This is a genomic window from Qiania dongpingensis (assembly GCF_014337195.1).
Lineage (GTDB): Bacteria > Bacillota > Clostridia > Lachnospirales > Lachnospiraceae > Lientehia > Lientehia dongpingensis.
Map to the genome: position 1 here is coordinate 1,932,382 of NZ_CP060634.1, position 13,920 is coordinate 1,946,301.

The following is a 13,920-nucleotide window of genomic DNA, read 5'->3' on the forward strand; positions in this document are numbered from 1 at the left end:
TGAGAACTATCCTGCGGAATAAAAATAAGACCTATCTGTTCCATAACAGATAAGTCTCGTCATTTAGTACGAAGCCAGGAATGGGTTCCAGGGATGTTGGCTTCATCACGCGCCGCGCTGACTACTCCCTTATCAAGAGGGATAACGATATTTCTTATTTTAGTGTGCTCATAATAGCACAAATTTATCCGGTTTACAAGGGATAAAATATAAAATTTCCAAGAAAAGGTTAAATTTTAGGATTGTTTACGAAAAGTTAATGGAAAGTCGGGAACAATAACCTTATAATAGTGACAGAAGGGTGGGATTATATGCTGAAGGAACAATTGGCTGTGATGGATTTATTGAAGAATTTGATTCGGGGAAATATGGAGAATATCAGCAAGGTGACATATACGCCGCAGAAACCGGCTTTTGAAGAGGAAGCTTTTTCTCAGCCGTTTCCAAGGATGACACCGGAATCCCAGGGAGTGCCTTCCCGGCGTCTGGCCGCGTTTTTTGAGGAATTGGCGGGAGACAGCAGGACGGACCTTCACCATGTGATGGTACTTCGCCACGGCAACGTCATAGGAGAAGCTGATGTTGCTCCGTATGGCCGCGATATGTGGCATGCGTCCTATTCCATGTGCAAGACGGTCACGGGGATGGCCATAGGGATGCTGATAGAAGAAGGAAAGCTTTCATTGGAGGACAAGGTGCTGCATCTGCTTGACAGCAAATCACTGCTTGCGGGGATACGGCAGAAGAATCTGAAGGTGGAGCATCTGCTGACTATGACGTCGGGAGTCACGTTTAATGAAACCGGGATCGTGTCAGGCGACGACTGGACGGCCAGCTATCTGCAGGCGGGAGTAAAAGGGACGCCGGGTACGAAATTTGAATATAACAGCATGAACACATATATCCTGTCAGCCATCGTGACTAAGCTGACCGGTGAGAGTATGATGGACTATCTCCGCCCGCGTCTGTGGGAGCCGATGGGAATCACCCGGGTTTTCTGGGAAGCCTGCCCGAAGGGCATCACAAAAGGAGGATGGGGACTTTTCATCGGGACCGAGGACGCGGCGAAGCTGGGGCAGCTTTATCTGCAGAAGGGAAATTGGAAAGGCAGGCAGCTGATCCCGGAGTCCTGGGTGGAAACGGCGACCAGCAAGCATATGGATACGCCCGAGAGCATGGGGCCTTATGGATACGGGTATCAGGTCTGGATGGGCGGCCGTCCCGGAAGCTATACCTTTAACGGCATGCTGGGACAGAACATCGTGGTCTATCCGGATATCGATATGGTCGTAGCGGCCAACGCAGGAAGCGACGAGCTGTTTCAAAGCTGTGTGCTGTTAAATATTGTAAAGAAATATTTTGAAGAGGATTTTAAGCCGGGAGAGGAACTGCCGGAGGACCCCGCAGGACTCAGAAAGCTCCGGGATGTGGAAGATGGCCTTAGAAGAGACGGCAGAAAAGGCGTCCCGGGATTGGCGGGGACCGGCGGCCGCTATGGATGGAGAGCCGTCTCCTGCGCTTCAGGAAGTGGGATTCGAAGAAGCGGAAGAACACTGAAAAAGGGAAGTCTGGACGCCTGGAACCGGCCGAGGAAAAACGGCAGAGAAAATCATTTTCTGGAAGAAGAAAAGTTGAAGCGGTTGCTGGACGGCCGTGTATACCGGCTGGAACAGACCCATGTAGGCCTCAGTCCTTTGGTCCTTCAGGTATTCCATAACAATTATACGGAAGGCATCCATTCTGTGGGATTTCATTTCGAAAATAAAAAATTTTATATTTCCATGGAGGAGGGCGGCCTGCTGCACCGGCTGGAAATTGGATTTGGCAAAGCGGCCGTAACAGAAGTCTCTTTCCATGGCGAACCTTATCTTTTGGGAACAGAAGGGAAGTTCACAAGAGATGAGGACGGTTATCCTGTCCTGAAACTGGATATCGCGTTTCTGGAAGAAGCGGTGCGCCGGAAGATGAAGTGCTTTTTCAGAAATCACGGTGAAAATATAGAAATACATTGGGACGAGACGCCGGGAGGGCGTATGATAAAAGAGGGGCTTGGCTCTCTTCTGAGCGATTCGCTTAAAAACGGCCTGATGGAAGCAATCCGGGATAAGCTGGGAGTGGACCTGGCCGAGATCCTGGTGGACAGGACGATTCATCCGATCGTGACCGGGAGCTGCGCGCCGGAGAAGGCAGAATCAGAAGAAACGTGACAAATAAAAGTACCTGTAGAAATCCTACAGGTACTTCCTTAATTCGTCCATCAGACTTTGTTCCAAACGGATGATATTTTCGGATATTTTTTTTGCGCTCTTGTCGGCAGACGCATATTGGTTCAGATATTTGCTTATGGATTTAATCCCCATGTTGCAGCCGTCTGTGACCATGGAAGCAATCTTTTTGTCCGAATCGTCCAGCATGAGTTTTACGCTTGTCATGACCCACGCGGAAGTTTTTTCCATGGGACCCAGGTCTCCGGAGGGCTCTCCGCCTTCATTCAGCATAGAATGAAGCTTATCGCCGAAGCTTACATGGGCGTCCCTGTATTTTTCCAGGCTCTCCCGGAATTCCTGGTTATGGACGGAAGGAAGGACCTGGTTGATGGTCTCTACCGCCATTTTGGTGCCTGCGTCACATTCATTTAACAGCTTTTTCGTATCTTCGTTCATAGATGATACCTCTCTTCCATAAAATAGATTTCTGGGGCACAATGTTTTCCTGCCGCCAATTTATCTGCTCTCTGATACTGTACTTAGTATGTGTCGGAGCCGCCGATTTATCCGCGGCAGATAAAATCATGGTCAGAAAAGCCTTGACAGTATGGATAGTGCCGGATATAATAAAAACAGTAGCAATTATTGTTTTTGATTTGGAGGAGCTGCCATGAAAACTTTGAAATACAGCCGACAGCGTGAGAGTATCAAGGAATTTCTTGCTACGCGCAAAGATCATCCCACGGCGGATACGGTCTATGTGAATATCCGCCAGCTGTACCCCAATATCAGCCTCGGAACAGTATATCGGAATTTATCCCTTCTGGCTTCCCTTGGCGAGATCTGCAAGGTATCCTGCGGAGACGGAGTAGAGCATTTCGATTCGAATACGGAGCCCCATTATCATTTTATCTGCCGGGAATGCGGCTGCGTGCAGGATGTGCCGCTGGATCCGCTTAATGACCTGGATAGGATGGCTTCCAACCGGTTCGAAGGTACGATAGAAGGGCATACGACGCTGTTTTTTGGAACCTGCAGAAACTGTACTGAAAAAGTACAAAAAACTCTTGACAAAAGAGAAGCGATATGATATCTTATCAATAACAGTAATAATTACTGATATTGAAAAAGCAAAAAGATAAAAATAAATCAGAAAAGGAGAAAAGAAAATGAAAAAATTTGTATGTGATGTATGCGGTTATGTATGGGAAGGCGAAACTGCACCTGAAAAATGTCCTCAGTGCGGAGCACCCGCAAGCAAGTTCTCAGAGCAGAAGGGTGATATGACTTGGGCAGCAGAGCATGTAGTAGGCGTTGCACAGGGTGTCAGCCAGGATATTCTGGATGATCTGAGGGCGAACTTCAACGGAGAATGCTCTGAGGTCGGTATGTATCTGGCGATGGCCAGAGTTGCACACAGAGAAGGATATCCGGAGATTGGCCTTTACTGGGAGAAAGCAGCTTATGAAGAGGCAGAGCATGCCGCTAAATTCGCTGAGCTTCTGGGCGAAGTGGTCACCGACAGCACCAAGAAGAATCTGGAGATGCGTGTTGCAGCAGAAAACGGCGCGACAGCAGGAAAGTTTGACCTTGCCAAGAGAGCAAAGGCCGCTAACCTGGATGCTATCCATGATACCGTACATGAAATGGCCAGAGACGAAGCCCGTCACGGCAGAGCGTTTGAAGGTCTCTTAAAGAGATACTTCGGTTAATCAGACTACTCCCTCCTTACCTTGATAAATCTTGAAAAAGAAACGGAAGCCCGCGTGATGAGCGGATATTCCGGAAAAAGACAGCAGGTCCCACACCTGCTGTCTTTTTCGCTTCATAAAATCTAGGTGTTAAATTGGATTTATGTTACAATAGAGACAGAAAACCATGGAAGCACAGGAAGGGAGAAGAATTATTGCCTGTTATTTTACTTCTAGTCACAGTTATAATCATTGCCTGCATACTATTGAATCATTTGTCCAGCCGTCTGGGGATACCGATGCTGCTTGGTTTCATCCTTTTGGGGATGTTCTTCGGGTCGGACGGCGTACTGAAGATCCCCTTTGACAACTATGGATCTGCAGAGCAGATATGCTCAGTCGCGTTGATATTTATCATGTTCTACGGGGGATTTGGGACTAAGTGGAGCGAAGCAAAGCCGGCGGCGGCCAAAGCGATTCTTTTGTCAACAGCCGGAGTCGTGATGACCGCCGGAATAACGGGGGCGTTTTGTTATTTTGCGCTGAGGATGAAACTTCTGGAGAGTCTTCTGATCGGCGCGGTCATCAGTTCCACAGACGCAGCGTCGGTGTTTTCCATACTGCGTTCCAAGCGGCTCAACCTGAAAGACAACACGGCGTCTTTGCTGGAGGTGGAGAGCGGGAGCAACGATCCATTTTCTTATATGCTGACCATGACGGTGCTATCCATTATGAGCGGGACGGCGGAGACGGGCGGAATCGCTTATATGCTGTTCGCGCAGATTGTGTATGGGCTTCTGGGAGGTGCGGTGATTGCGCTCCTGGCCCTTTGGTTTCTTAAAAATTTTCATTTTGCCACAGAAGGGTTTGATACGATTTTTGTCGTGGCGGTGGTCCTCCTGGCATATGCGGCTCCGGCGGCCATAGGAGGAAACGGATATTTGAGCGCTTATGTGGTGGGAATTCTGCTTGGAAACGGGCCTTTGAAAAATAAAAAGGCCCTGGTACATTTTTTTGACGGGATTACCGGCCTGATGCAGATGCTGATATTTTTCTTGCTCGGCCTTCTGGCGTTTCCGTCCCAGCTTCCGGGAGTCGTGCTTCCGGCACTTCTGATCGCGCTGTTCCTGACTTTTGCTGCCCGTCCGCTGGCTGTGTTTGCCATAATGACGCCGTTTCGCTGCCGTCTGAATCAGCAGCTTCTCGTGGCGTGGTCCGGGCTTCGAGGAGCGGCTTCCATTGTGTTTGCGATCATGGCGGTAGTGAGTCCGGGAGCCATCAGCATGGATATTTTCCACATTGTATTTTTTATCGTCCTGTTTTCTATTTTATTCCAGGGCTCTCTGATCCCTCTGGCGGCCAGGAAGCTTGGAATGATCGATGAGCATGCCAATGTGCTGAAGACCTTTAATGACTATACAGAAGAGGTGCCGGTCCAGTTTATTCAGTTCACCATAAAGGAGGGGCATCCGTGGGAAGGAAAGGCAATCTGTGATATTCTGCTTCCTCCGGATACACTGCTGGCGCTTCTGACGCGGAAAGAAGAGCAGATCGTGCCGAAGGGGGATACGGTGCTCCTCGCGGGAGATGTGCTGGTCCTGAGCGCAAAAGCTATGTCTGCGGCCGACGGAATCCGTCTGACGGAGCTGCCTGTGAGCGAGGACTGCGGCTGGGCTGGAAAAAAGGTGGCGGATGTAGTACTGGAACCGGGGAAACTGATCGTAATGATCAGAAGGCAGGAAAAGGTGATTATCCCCAGCGGCGGTACGGTACTGAAGGAACGGGATGTACTGGTCATAAACGGACCGACAGAGGAATGATCCGAAAAGGCGGGGCCATTGGGCCCCGCCTGAAGTTTCTATAGAAAGGATGTCAGGAAAAATACCAGCGGTATGGTGAGAAGGCTGGCGATGGTAGTCACAAAGATGGAAGCGGAGGCGTAATCCTCATCCAGATGATATTGGTGGGCTACGCTGGTGGTAGAAGCCATGACCGGAGTGGAGCAGATGACAGTCAGCAGAATGGTCTCAGTCTCCGGCAGGAACCGGCTGGCAACGGCATATACCAGCACAGGCGCGAATATCATACGGACGAGGATCAGGCTGAAAATATTTTTAAGCATTGCGGTTGATTTAAGGCTGATGAAACAGAGGCTTGCCCCCAGGTAGATAAGCGCCAGTGGGGTGCTGCAGTTTCCAATGGAAGCGAGGGTATCGCTTATGAAGGAAGGAACCGGAAGCTTAATGGAAGTCACGATCAGCCCGAGCAGGATGGAGATGATGACCGGATTGACGAGGTTTCGGAAACCAGAAGACAGTCCTCTTTCTTTTGTATAGGTAAAGAAGACGATGCCCGCGCTCCACATAAAGATGGTATCGACCGCCGCGCAGATGGGTATGTACTGACGCCCCTCACCGGTGGCGAACAGCACCATCAGCAGAGGAATGCCGATGAATCCATAGTTGCCGCCCAGATGACAGCCGCGGTGAATATTGGCCAGGGGATATTTCATATGGCATACTCGGGAGGAGAGCCAGCCGAGCAGCATCAGAAGGAGGTAAGAAGATACCTGACCGACGATGACAGGGACATAATGCCCCAGGGAAGCGAAGGTGGTCCCGTTTTCATACATAAGAGAAAATGACAGGCATGGCATGATCACCTTTATGATGAAAGGCGGGAATAAGGAGATATTCTCCTTTGTTATGACGCCGATCTTTGCGATTAGCACGCCAATACACATGAGCAGGAAAAAACTGCCCATTTTGGGCAGAATGCTGAAAAAGTAATCCATGAGACGAACCTCTTTTCTTTACCATTCTTGTTGGATAAGTCTTTCAATGGCAAGGGCGGCACCGTCTTTGTCGCAGGTGTCTGTCACGTGCTGAGAAAGCTCCATGATGCAGGGCTCCGCGTTGCCCATGGCAATCCGGCGTCCGGCAAAGCGGAACATGGAAATATCATTGATGCTGTCGCCGATGACAGCCGTTTCTTCCGGAGAAATATTTAATGCCTGGCAGAGCACAGCGAGGCCATGGCCCTTGGAGGCCGTGGGACTGTTGAGCTCGATGTTGTCCGGGCCGGAGGCCGACACCGTCAGGGGACAGCGGGATGTGAGCCTGGCTGTCAGAGCGGCTTTTTCAGACGGAGCGAACAGGATGGCGAATATCTTTTCTACATCTGTCTTTTCCGCAGCTATATAGTCGGCCAGATTATCAACGCTGCTGCGCAGGAAATAGTCGGTGCTTCCATACCGCGCCACGATGCGCGGATCTGCAGTCTTCAGGTTGGTGCTGCTTCCGTTTAAATGAACGGAGGGCTGTACGTCGTATTCTTCCAGCAGGCGGAGTATTTCCACGCTCTGCCGCCAGGGTATCAGATCGGTATACATACTGGTCCTGCTTCTGCCGTCCAGGATATTGGCTCCGTTGGAAGTCAAAAAATAGGAAAATTCTGTTATATCCAGGACTTCCGCCGGTATATCCCTGTAGGAACGCCCTGTGGCGGGAACCACGAGAATGCCGTTTTTCCGGGCATCCGATACGGCGGAACGGGTCCTGCCGGTAATGGAGCGGTGATCAGACAGGGCAGTTCCGTCCAGATCCAAAGCTATCAGTCTGGTTGCCACGTATTCACGTCCTTTCCAAGTGGATATCTGATATTTTGAAGTTGTTCCGTTTCCATTCTGTATCTTATCACAACTCAGGTGCGGTTTCCACAGGATTTCAAAAAAATCCAATGAAAAAGGAATTATATCTTGACAGTAGAAAGAAAGGGCAGTATTATTAGAAACGACATTCGTCTTTCTGGGAGAGACAATTAGGGAGGAATATGAAAATGAAAAAGAAAAAAATCTTAAGCTTGATCCTGGCGGCTGCAATGGCAGTGACGGCCTTTGCAGGATGCGGAAAGAAAGAATCTACGAAAAATGAAGGCGGCAGCTCCGAAGGGAGCGCAGTATTCAAGATCGGCGGCACAGGTCCTCTGACGGGTGACGCGGCTATCTACGGGACGGCAGTTAAGAACGGCATGGAGCTGGCAATCAAGGAGATCAATGAGGCCGGCGGTATCAACGGCGCGCAGGTCGAATACAAATTTGAAGACGACGAAGCAGACGCTGAAAAGGGCGTAAACGCTTATAATACCTTGAAGGACTGGAAAATGCAGATGCTGATCGGGACGACTACCTCCGGCGCCTGCGAGGCGGTTGTGGCAGAGAGCCACAACGACAACCTGTTCCAGATCACCCCTTCCGGAACATCCATTAATTCCGTGAAGTATGACAACGCGTTCCGTATGTGCTTCTCCGATCCCGCACAGGGTACGGTTTCCGCACAGTATATTGCGAAAAACAATCTGGCGAAGTCGATCGCGGTCATTTACAACAGCGGAGATACTTATTCCAACGGCATTTATGAGAACTTTGCAAAGGAAGCGAAGAACCAGGGCCTGGAGATCGTGGCAGCAGAAGCGTTCACATCTGAGAGCAACAAGGATTTCTCCGTACAGCTTCAGAAAGCAAAAGATGCCGGAGCAGAAATGGTGTTCCTTCCGATGTATTATACGGAAGCTTCCCTAATTCTGGCAAAAGCAAAGGAAATGGGCTATGCGCCGACCTTCTTTGGCTGTGACGGCATGGACGGCATTCTCACTCTGGAGAACTTCGATACTTCTCTGGCAGAAGGGCTGATGCTGCTGACACCGTTCTCAGTGGACGCGGAAGATGAAAAGACTCAGAACTTTGTAAAAGCATACAAGGATGCCTATGGCGAGACCCCGAACCAGTTCGCTGCGGACGCTTATGATTCTGCATATGTCATTAAGGCGGCGGCAGAAAAGGCCGGGATCAAGCCGGATATGAGCGTGACCGAAATCGGAGACGCAATGAAGAAGGCAATGACGGAGATTGAATTTACCGGTCTGACCGGAACCGGCATTACCTGGGGCGAAGATGGCGAGCCTACCAAGGAGCCGATTGCAGTGAAGATTGAAAACGGCGCATACGTTTTCATGTAAAATACAGTAAAGGCGAGGGTGTCTCGAAAGTATGACTTTGGGACACCCCTTCTTTCATTTACGAAAAGTCTGGAGGAGGGCGAATGAGTTTCTTATCCTATTTAATCAACGGAGTCAGTTTGGGAAGTGTATATGCGATAATCGCACTGGGATATACCATGGTTTATGGTATCGCCAAGATGCTGAATTTCGCGCATGGAGACATTATCATGGTAGGCGGCTATGCGGCTTTTCTGGCTATGGTAAACGCCGGATTGTCTCCTCTGATCGGCGTACTGGTGTCCATTGTGGTATGTACGCTGCTGGGCGTTGTGATCGAAAGAATCGCATATAAGCCCTTGCGGATGGCCCCGCCCCTCGCGGTGCTGATCACGGCCATCGGCGTCAGCTATTTCCTGCAGAATCTGGCGCTTCTTCTGTTTGGAGCAGATACAAAGACATTTAAGAGTGTGATTTCCTTTAAGGGAATTTCCCTGGCGGGCGGCGCTCTGCAAATTTCCGGCGTGACCATCGTGACGATCGCAGCCTGTATCCTGATCGTGGTGGGACTCAGCCTGTTCATCAACAAGACGAGGGCCGGCCAGGCTATGCTCGCGGTGTCTGAAGACCGGGGAGCGGCGCAGCTCATGGGAATCAATGTGAATAAGACCATAGCGCTCACCTTTGCCATCGGTTCTGCCCTGGCGGCCATAGCAGGCGTGCTTCTCTGTTCGGCTTATCCGTCCCTGAATCCCTATACCGGAGCGATGCCCGGGATCAAGGCTTTCGTGGCGGCGGTATTCGGTGGAATCGGTTCCGTACCTGGGGCCATGGTAGGCGGCATCCTGCTGGGTATTATAGAGATTTTGGCCAAGGCTTATATTTCATCTCAGCTGGCTGATGCGATCGTATTTGCCATGCTGATCATAATCCTGCTGGTGAAGCCCACCGGGATCTTCGGCAAGAAAATTCAGGAAAAGGTGTAAGGAGGGGCGAGATGAGACATTTGCAGAAAACGACGAAAAGTAATTTCATCACTTATGGCATCGTGATCCTGACTGCGGTCATCATTCAGGTCCTTTCCTCCGCGGGCGCTATTTCCAGCCTTATTGGGGGACTTCTGGTGCCGCTCTGCGCTTATATGATCCTGGCCATCTCCCTGAACCTGGTAGTGGGGATCCTGGGCGATCTGAGCCTGGGGCATGCAGGTTTTATGTGCGTGGGGGCTTTTGCCAGCGCGTTCTTTTCTAAAATGACGGTAGGGACGATGCCCGACGGTCTTAGGTTTTTCTTTGCGCTTTTGATCGGCGCGGCGGCGGCAGGCTTATTCGGGATCCTCATCGGCATTCCGGTCCTGCGTCTGCGCGGGGATTATCTTGCCATTGTGACGCTGGCTTTTGGGGAAATTATTAAAAATGTTATCAATGTGTTTTTCATCGGCAGGGACAGAAACGGGCTGCATTTTTCCATGAAGGATTCCGTAGCGCTTAATCTGGACTCCACCGGCGAGGTCATCGTGAACGGCCCCCAGGGAATCAACGGGACTCCAAAGGATTCCACGTTTCTGATAGGCATGCTCCTGCTTTTGATCGCGCTGATCATCATATTGAATCTGATCAATTCCAGAGCGGGCCGGGCGATCATGTCCATAAGAGACGACAGGATCGCGGCGGAATCCATAGGCATCAATATCACGAAATTCAAGCTCATGGCATTTTCCATATCCGCGGCTCTGGCGGGAGTGGCAGGCGTTTTGTACGCTCATAACCTGTCGTCCCTGGTGGCGTCGCCCAAGAGTTTTGGCTATAATATGTCCATCATGATACTGGTATTTGTGGTGCTGGGCGGTATCGGAAATATACGGGGCTCTTTGATCGCGGCGTTTATCCTGACCCTGCTTCCGGAGATGCTCAGAGGGCTATCCAATTACCGTATGCTGATCTATGCTATTGTCCTGATTCTGATGATGATCTTTAACTGGAGCAAGGGAGGCGGCCGCCTGAAAGAAATGCTGGCGGAACGTCTGCGCGGACTCAGAAAACCCCGTACAAAGGAGGTTAAGTGATATGGCGCTGTTAGAGGTAAAAAACCTGGGCATTTCCTTCGGAGGCCTCCGCGCGGTAAATGCGTTTGAGGTAAAAATAGAAAAAGGTCAGCTGTACGGGCTGATCGGTCCAAACGGAGCCGGCAAGACGACGATCTTTAACCTTTTAACGGGCGTATATAAGCCTACGGAAGGGATCATAAAGCTGGACGGGGTGGATATAACCAGAAAGAAAGCCATCGAGATCAATAAGGCGGGCATTGCCCGAACCTTTCAGAATATCAGACTGTTTAAGAACCTTTCCGTATTGGATAACGTGAAGGCAGGTCTGCACAATAATTATTCCTATTCTACCATTGAAGGGCTTCTGCGGCTTCCGCGGTATTTCAAAGTGGAAAAAGAGATGAATGAAAAAGCCATGGAGCTTTTAAAGGTGTTTGATCTGGACAAAGAAGCTGAATATAAAGCATCCAACCTTCCCTACGGGAAACAGAGAAAGCTGGAGATTGCCCGGGCGCTTGCCACGAATCCCAAGCTGCTTCTTCTGGATGAGCCGGCGGCGGGCATGAACCCCAATGAGACGGAAGAACTGATGCAGACGATCAAGTTTGTCCAGAAAGAGTTTGAGATGACGATTCTGTTGATAGAACATGATATGAAGCTGGTAAGCGGTATCTGTGAAGAAGTGACAGTCTTAAATTTCGGTGAGATCCTCTGTCAGGGCGAGACAAAGGCTGTTCTGAACGATCCGCAGGTGATCACAGCATATCTGGGTGAATAGGAGGAGCAGGACATGGCATTGCTGGAGGTTAAAGATTTACAGGTATATTATGGCATGATTCAGGCTCTGAAAGGGATTTCCTTTGAGGTAGGCCAGGGGGAGGTCATAGCGCTCATTGGCGCCAACGGAGCGGGGAAGACCACCACTCTTCACGCTGTCACCGGCCTGCTTCCGAAGAAAGCGGGGACGGTCACGCTGGGCGGCAGGGATATTACGAAAATCCCTCCCCATAAAATAGTAGAGATGGGCATGGCTCATGTGCCGGAAGGCCGGCGGGTGTTCGCGCACCTTTCTGTGTACCAGAATCTGAAGATGGGAGCCTATATCAGAAGAGAGAAGGAAGAATTCAGCCGCAACCTGGAGATGGTCTATCAGAAATTTCCGCGTCTGAAGGAACGGCGCAATCAGCCGGCAGGGACTCTGTCAGGCGGAGAGCAGCAGATGCTGGCCATGGGGCGGGCGCTGATGTCCCAGCCGAAGATTCTTTTGATGGATGAGCCCTCCATGGGACTTTCTCCTATCTTTGTGAACGAGATATTTAAGATCATTGAAGAAGTGAGCGCTGCCGGCACCACCGTGCTCTTGGTGGAGCAGAATGCGAAAAAGGCGCTGTCCATAGCAGACCGGGCATATGTTCTGGAGACTGGAAATATCGTACTAAGCGGCAATGCCCGGGAGCTTTTAAACGATGAATCCATAAAGAAAGCATATTTAGGTGAGTAAAGGGGGCTTGGCCATGGAGAAAGTGGTTATTACCATTGCGCGGCAGTATGGAAGCGGCGGAAAGACCATCGGAAAGATGCTGGCAAAGGATATGGGGATTCCTTTTTATGACAGAGAGGTGCTGGAAATGGCCTCGGAGGACAGCGGAATCCATGTACGGCTTTTCGGGGCCGCGGATGAAAGGCTGAGACCGTCTGCAAAGCTCATGGGAGCCAAGGTCTACCGCGGAGAGCTGATCGAGCCGGAGGACAGAGATTTCATATCCAATGACAATCTGTTCAACTATACGGCAAAGACCATCAAGAAGCTGGCGGAGGAGCAGTCCTGTGTCATCATCGGACGCTGCGCGGATTTTATATTAAAAGATTTCCCCAATGTGGCCAGTGTGTTTGTCCATGCGCCGGAGGAGTTCTGTCTGGAGCAGGCGATGGAGCGGAACAGTATGACTATTAAGGAAATGAAAAAATTTATTGAGCGCACCGATAAGTACAGAGGAGATTTTTATAAGCATTATACCGGCCATGAATGGCAGGATCTGCGAAATTACGACCTGTGCCTGAACAGTGGAAAACTGGGATTTGAAAAATGTGTAGAGGAGATCAAAGCATATTTGAGGGTCCGTTTTTCATAAAGGACTGTCCTGCGGCAGGAGATCAGTAAAAAAGGATGACGGCGGCGGAAAAATGAGTTATGATAAGAGGGGACTGTGAGGAACAGTCCCCTTTTCGATATTTTTGAACAAGGTATGATTGGATGAGGAGGGATTTCATGGCATCTTTTGTGGAGCTGGTACATGTGAAAAAAACCTACCGGATGGGGGAAGTGGTCATTAAAGCAGTGGATGATATGAGCTTTTCCATCGAAAGAGGAGAATTCGTGGTGGTAGTGGGGCCCAGCGGCGCGGGGAAGACCACCGTATTGAATATACTGGGAGGCATGGATAAGGCGTCTGAGGGTCGGGTGCTGGTGGACGGAACGGACGTGGCGGCATTTGATAATAAAAAGATGACCAGATTCCGCCGGGAAGACATCGGCTTTGTATTTCAGTTTTATAACCTGGTACAGAACCTGACCGCACTGGAGAATGTAGAGCTGGCGCTCCAGATATGCAAGGATCATCTGGATGCGGAGGAGATTCTGAAGGAAGTAGGATTGGGAGAACGTATGGATAATTTTCCGTCTCAGCTTTCAGGCGGTGAGCAGCAGCGGGTTTCCATAGCCAGGGCGCTGGCCAAGAATCCGAAGCTTCTGCTGTGTGATGAGCCGACGGGCGCTTTGGACTACCAGACCGGAAAATCCATACTGAAGCTTTTGCAGGACACCTGCCGGGAAAGGGGAATGACCGTGATCGTCATAACGCATAACTCTGCGCTGACTCCCATGGCCGACCGGGTGATCAAGATAAAGAACGGCCGTGTATCCCGAATTACGGTAAACGAGAATCCAACTCCTGTCGAAGACATAGAGTGGTAAAAAACA

The 13,920-nt window shown here is 50.3% G+C and carries 14 protein-coding genes; 11 read left to right on the forward strand and 3 right to left on the reverse strand.

Going from position 1 to position 13,920, the window contains the following annotated elements; genetic code table 11:
- The first annotated feature begins 311 nt into the window (after window positions 1-311).
- Complete coding sequence (locus H9Q78_RS09025; protein WP_249301128.1) at window positions 312-2,207, forward strand: serine hydrolase domain-containing protein; 1,896 nt, start codon at window positions 312-314, stop codon at window positions 2,205-2,207.
- Between the two features lie 24 nt (window positions 2,208-2,231).
- On the opposite strand, the gene H9Q78_RS09030 is transcribed toward H9Q78_RS09025, so the two are convergent.
- Window positions 2,232-2,663 carry a hypothetical protein gene (locus H9Q78_RS09030; RefSeq protein WP_249301129.1) on the reverse strand — a complete coding sequence of 144 codons (432 nt, stop codon included), beginning with the start codon at window positions 2,661-2,663 and terminating at the stop codon, window positions 2,232-2,234.
- 214 nt (window positions 2,664-2,877) lie between these two features.
- Here H9Q78_RS09030 and H9Q78_RS09035 point away from each other — a divergent pair, with 214 nt between their 5' ends.
- The 3 genes from H9Q78_RS09035 to H9Q78_RS09045 all read left to right on the forward strand — a co-directional run bounded on the left by H9Q78_RS09035 (window position 2,878) and on the right by H9Q78_RS09045 (window position 5,718).
- Complete coding sequence (locus tag H9Q78_RS09035; protein ID WP_249301131.1) at window positions 2,878-3,297, forward strand: Fur family transcriptional regulator; 420 nt, start codon at window positions 2,878-2,880, stop codon at window positions 3,295-3,297.
- A 79-nt stretch (window positions 3,298-3,376) separates the two neighbouring features.
- Window positions 3,377-3,919 carry an NADH peroxidase gene (locus H9Q78_RS09040; protein ID WP_249301133.1) on the forward strand — a complete coding sequence of 181 codons (543 nt, stop codon included), beginning with the start codon at window positions 3,377-3,379 and terminating at the stop codon, window positions 3,917-3,919.
- 194 nt (window positions 3,920-4,113) lie between these two features.
- The gene (locus H9Q78_RS09045) at window positions 4,114-5,718 is read left to right on the forward strand and encodes a potassium/proton antiporter (protein ID WP_249301135.1); all 1,605 of its coding nucleotides are present in this window, start codon (window positions 4,114-4,116) and stop codon (window positions 5,716-5,718) included.
- A 38-nt stretch (window positions 5,719-5,756) separates the two neighbouring features.
- On the opposite strand, the gene H9Q78_RS09050 is transcribed toward H9Q78_RS09045, so the two are convergent.
- Window positions 5,757-6,692 carry an AEC family transporter gene (locus H9Q78_RS09050; RefSeq protein WP_249301137.1) on the reverse strand — a complete coding sequence of 312 codons (936 nt, stop codon included), beginning with the start codon at window positions 6,690-6,692 and terminating at the stop codon, window positions 5,757-5,759.
- A gap of 18 nt (window positions 6,693-6,710) precedes the next feature.
- The gene (locus tag H9Q78_RS09055; protein WP_249301139.1) at window positions 6,711-7,526 is read right to left on the reverse strand and encodes a Cof-type HAD-IIB family hydrolase; all 816 of its coding nucleotides are present in this window, start codon (window positions 7,524-7,526) and stop codon (window positions 6,711-6,713) included.
- A 203-nt stretch (window positions 7,527-7,729) separates the two neighbouring features.
- Between H9Q78_RS09055 and H9Q78_RS09060 the strand changes: the two genes are divergently transcribed.
- From H9Q78_RS09060 to H9Q78_RS09090, 7 genes are all read left to right on the forward strand, one after another.
- Window positions 7,730-8,914: an ABC transporter substrate-binding protein gene (locus H9Q78_RS09060; RefSeq protein ID WP_249301140.1), complete on the forward strand. Its 1,185-nt coding sequence runs from the start codon at window positions 7,730-7,732 to the stop codon at window positions 8,912-8,914.
- 83 nt (window positions 8,915-8,997) lie between these two features.
- Window positions 8,998-9,879, forward strand: coding sequence for a branched-chain amino acid ABC transporter permease (locus tag H9Q78_RS09065; RefSeq protein WP_147595427.1), 882 nt, complete (start codon window positions 8,998-9,000; stop codon window positions 9,877-9,879).
- A gap of 11 nt (window positions 9,880-9,890) precedes the next feature.
- Window positions 9,891-10,958, forward strand: a complete 1,068-nt coding sequence (locus H9Q78_RS09070) for a branched-chain amino acid ABC transporter permease (protein WP_249301141.1) — start codon at window positions 9,891-9,893, stop codon at window positions 10,956-10,958.
- 1 nt (window position 10,959) lies between these two features.
- Window positions 10,960-11,718 carry an ABC transporter ATP-binding protein gene (locus H9Q78_RS09075; protein ID WP_249301142.1) on the forward strand — a complete coding sequence of 253 codons (759 nt, stop codon included), beginning with the start codon at window positions 10,960-10,962 and terminating at the stop codon, window positions 11,716-11,718.
- 12 nt (window positions 11,719-11,730) lie between these two features.
- On the forward strand, window positions 11,731-12,441 hold the full coding sequence (locus tag H9Q78_RS09080) for an ABC transporter ATP-binding protein (RefSeq protein ID WP_249301143.1): 711 nt from the start codon (window positions 11,731-11,733) through the stop codon (window positions 12,439-12,441).
- Window positions 12,442-12,454: 13 nt separating this feature from the next.
- A complete protein-coding gene (locus H9Q78_RS09085) occupies window positions 12,455-13,072 on the forward strand; it encodes a cytidylate kinase-like family protein (RefSeq protein ID WP_249301144.1) in 618 nt (205 codons plus the stop codon).
- Window positions 13,073-13,209: 137 nt separating this feature from the next.
- A complete protein-coding gene (locus H9Q78_RS09090) occupies window positions 13,210-13,914 on the forward strand; it encodes an ABC transporter ATP-binding protein (protein WP_249301145.1) in 705 nt (234 codons plus the stop codon).
- Window positions 13,915-13,920: the final 6 nt, after the last annotated feature.

Excerpts from the sequence above, each read along its gene's own strand:
- H9Q78_RS09090 (WP_249301145.1), top strand. The coding sequence starts at position 13,210 with ATGGCATCTTTTGTGGAGCTGGTACATGTGAAAAAAACCTACCGGATG.
- H9Q78_RS09085 (WP_249301144.1), top strand. The coding sequence starts at position 12,455 with ATGGAGAAAGTGGTTATTACCATTGCGCGGCAGTATGGAAGCGGCGGA.
- H9Q78_RS09050 (WP_249301137.1), bottom strand. The coding sequence starts at position 6,692 with ATGGATTACTTTTTCAGCATTCTGCCCAAAATGGGCAGTTTTTTCCTG.
- H9Q78_RS09035 (WP_249301131.1), top strand. The coding sequence starts at position 2,878 with ATGAAAACTTTGAAATACAGCCGACAGCGTGAGAGTATCAAGGAATTT.
- H9Q78_RS09065 (WP_147595427.1), top strand. The coding sequence starts at position 8,998 with ATGAGTTTCTTATCCTATTTAATCAACGGAGTCAGTTTGGGAAGTGTA.
- H9Q78_RS09075 (WP_249301142.1), top strand. The coding sequence starts at position 10,960 with ATGGCGCTGTTAGAGGTAAAAAACCTGGGCATTTCCTTCGGAGGCCTC.
- H9Q78_RS09025 (WP_249301128.1), top strand. The coding sequence starts at position 312 with ATGCTGAAGGAACAATTGGCTGTGATGGATTTATTGAAGAATTTGATT.
- H9Q78_RS09030 (WP_249301129.1), bottom strand. The coding sequence starts at position 2,663 with ATGAACGAAGATACGAAAAAGCTGTTAAATGAATGTGACGCAGGCACC.
- H9Q78_RS09070 (WP_249301141.1), top strand. The coding sequence starts at position 9,891 with ATGAGACATTTGCAGAAAACGACGAAAAGTAATTTCATCACTTATGGC.
- H9Q78_RS09040 (WP_249301133.1), top strand. The coding sequence starts at position 3,377 with ATGAAAAAATTTGTATGTGATGTATGCGGTTATGTATGGGAAGGCGAA.
- H9Q78_RS09060 (WP_249301140.1), top strand. The coding sequence starts at position 7,730 with ATGAAAATGAAAAAGAAAAAAATCTTAAGCTTGATCCTGGCGGCTGCA.
- H9Q78_RS09080 (WP_249301143.1), top strand. The coding sequence starts at position 11,731 with ATGGCATTGCTGGAGGTTAAAGATTTACAGGTATATTATGGCATGATT.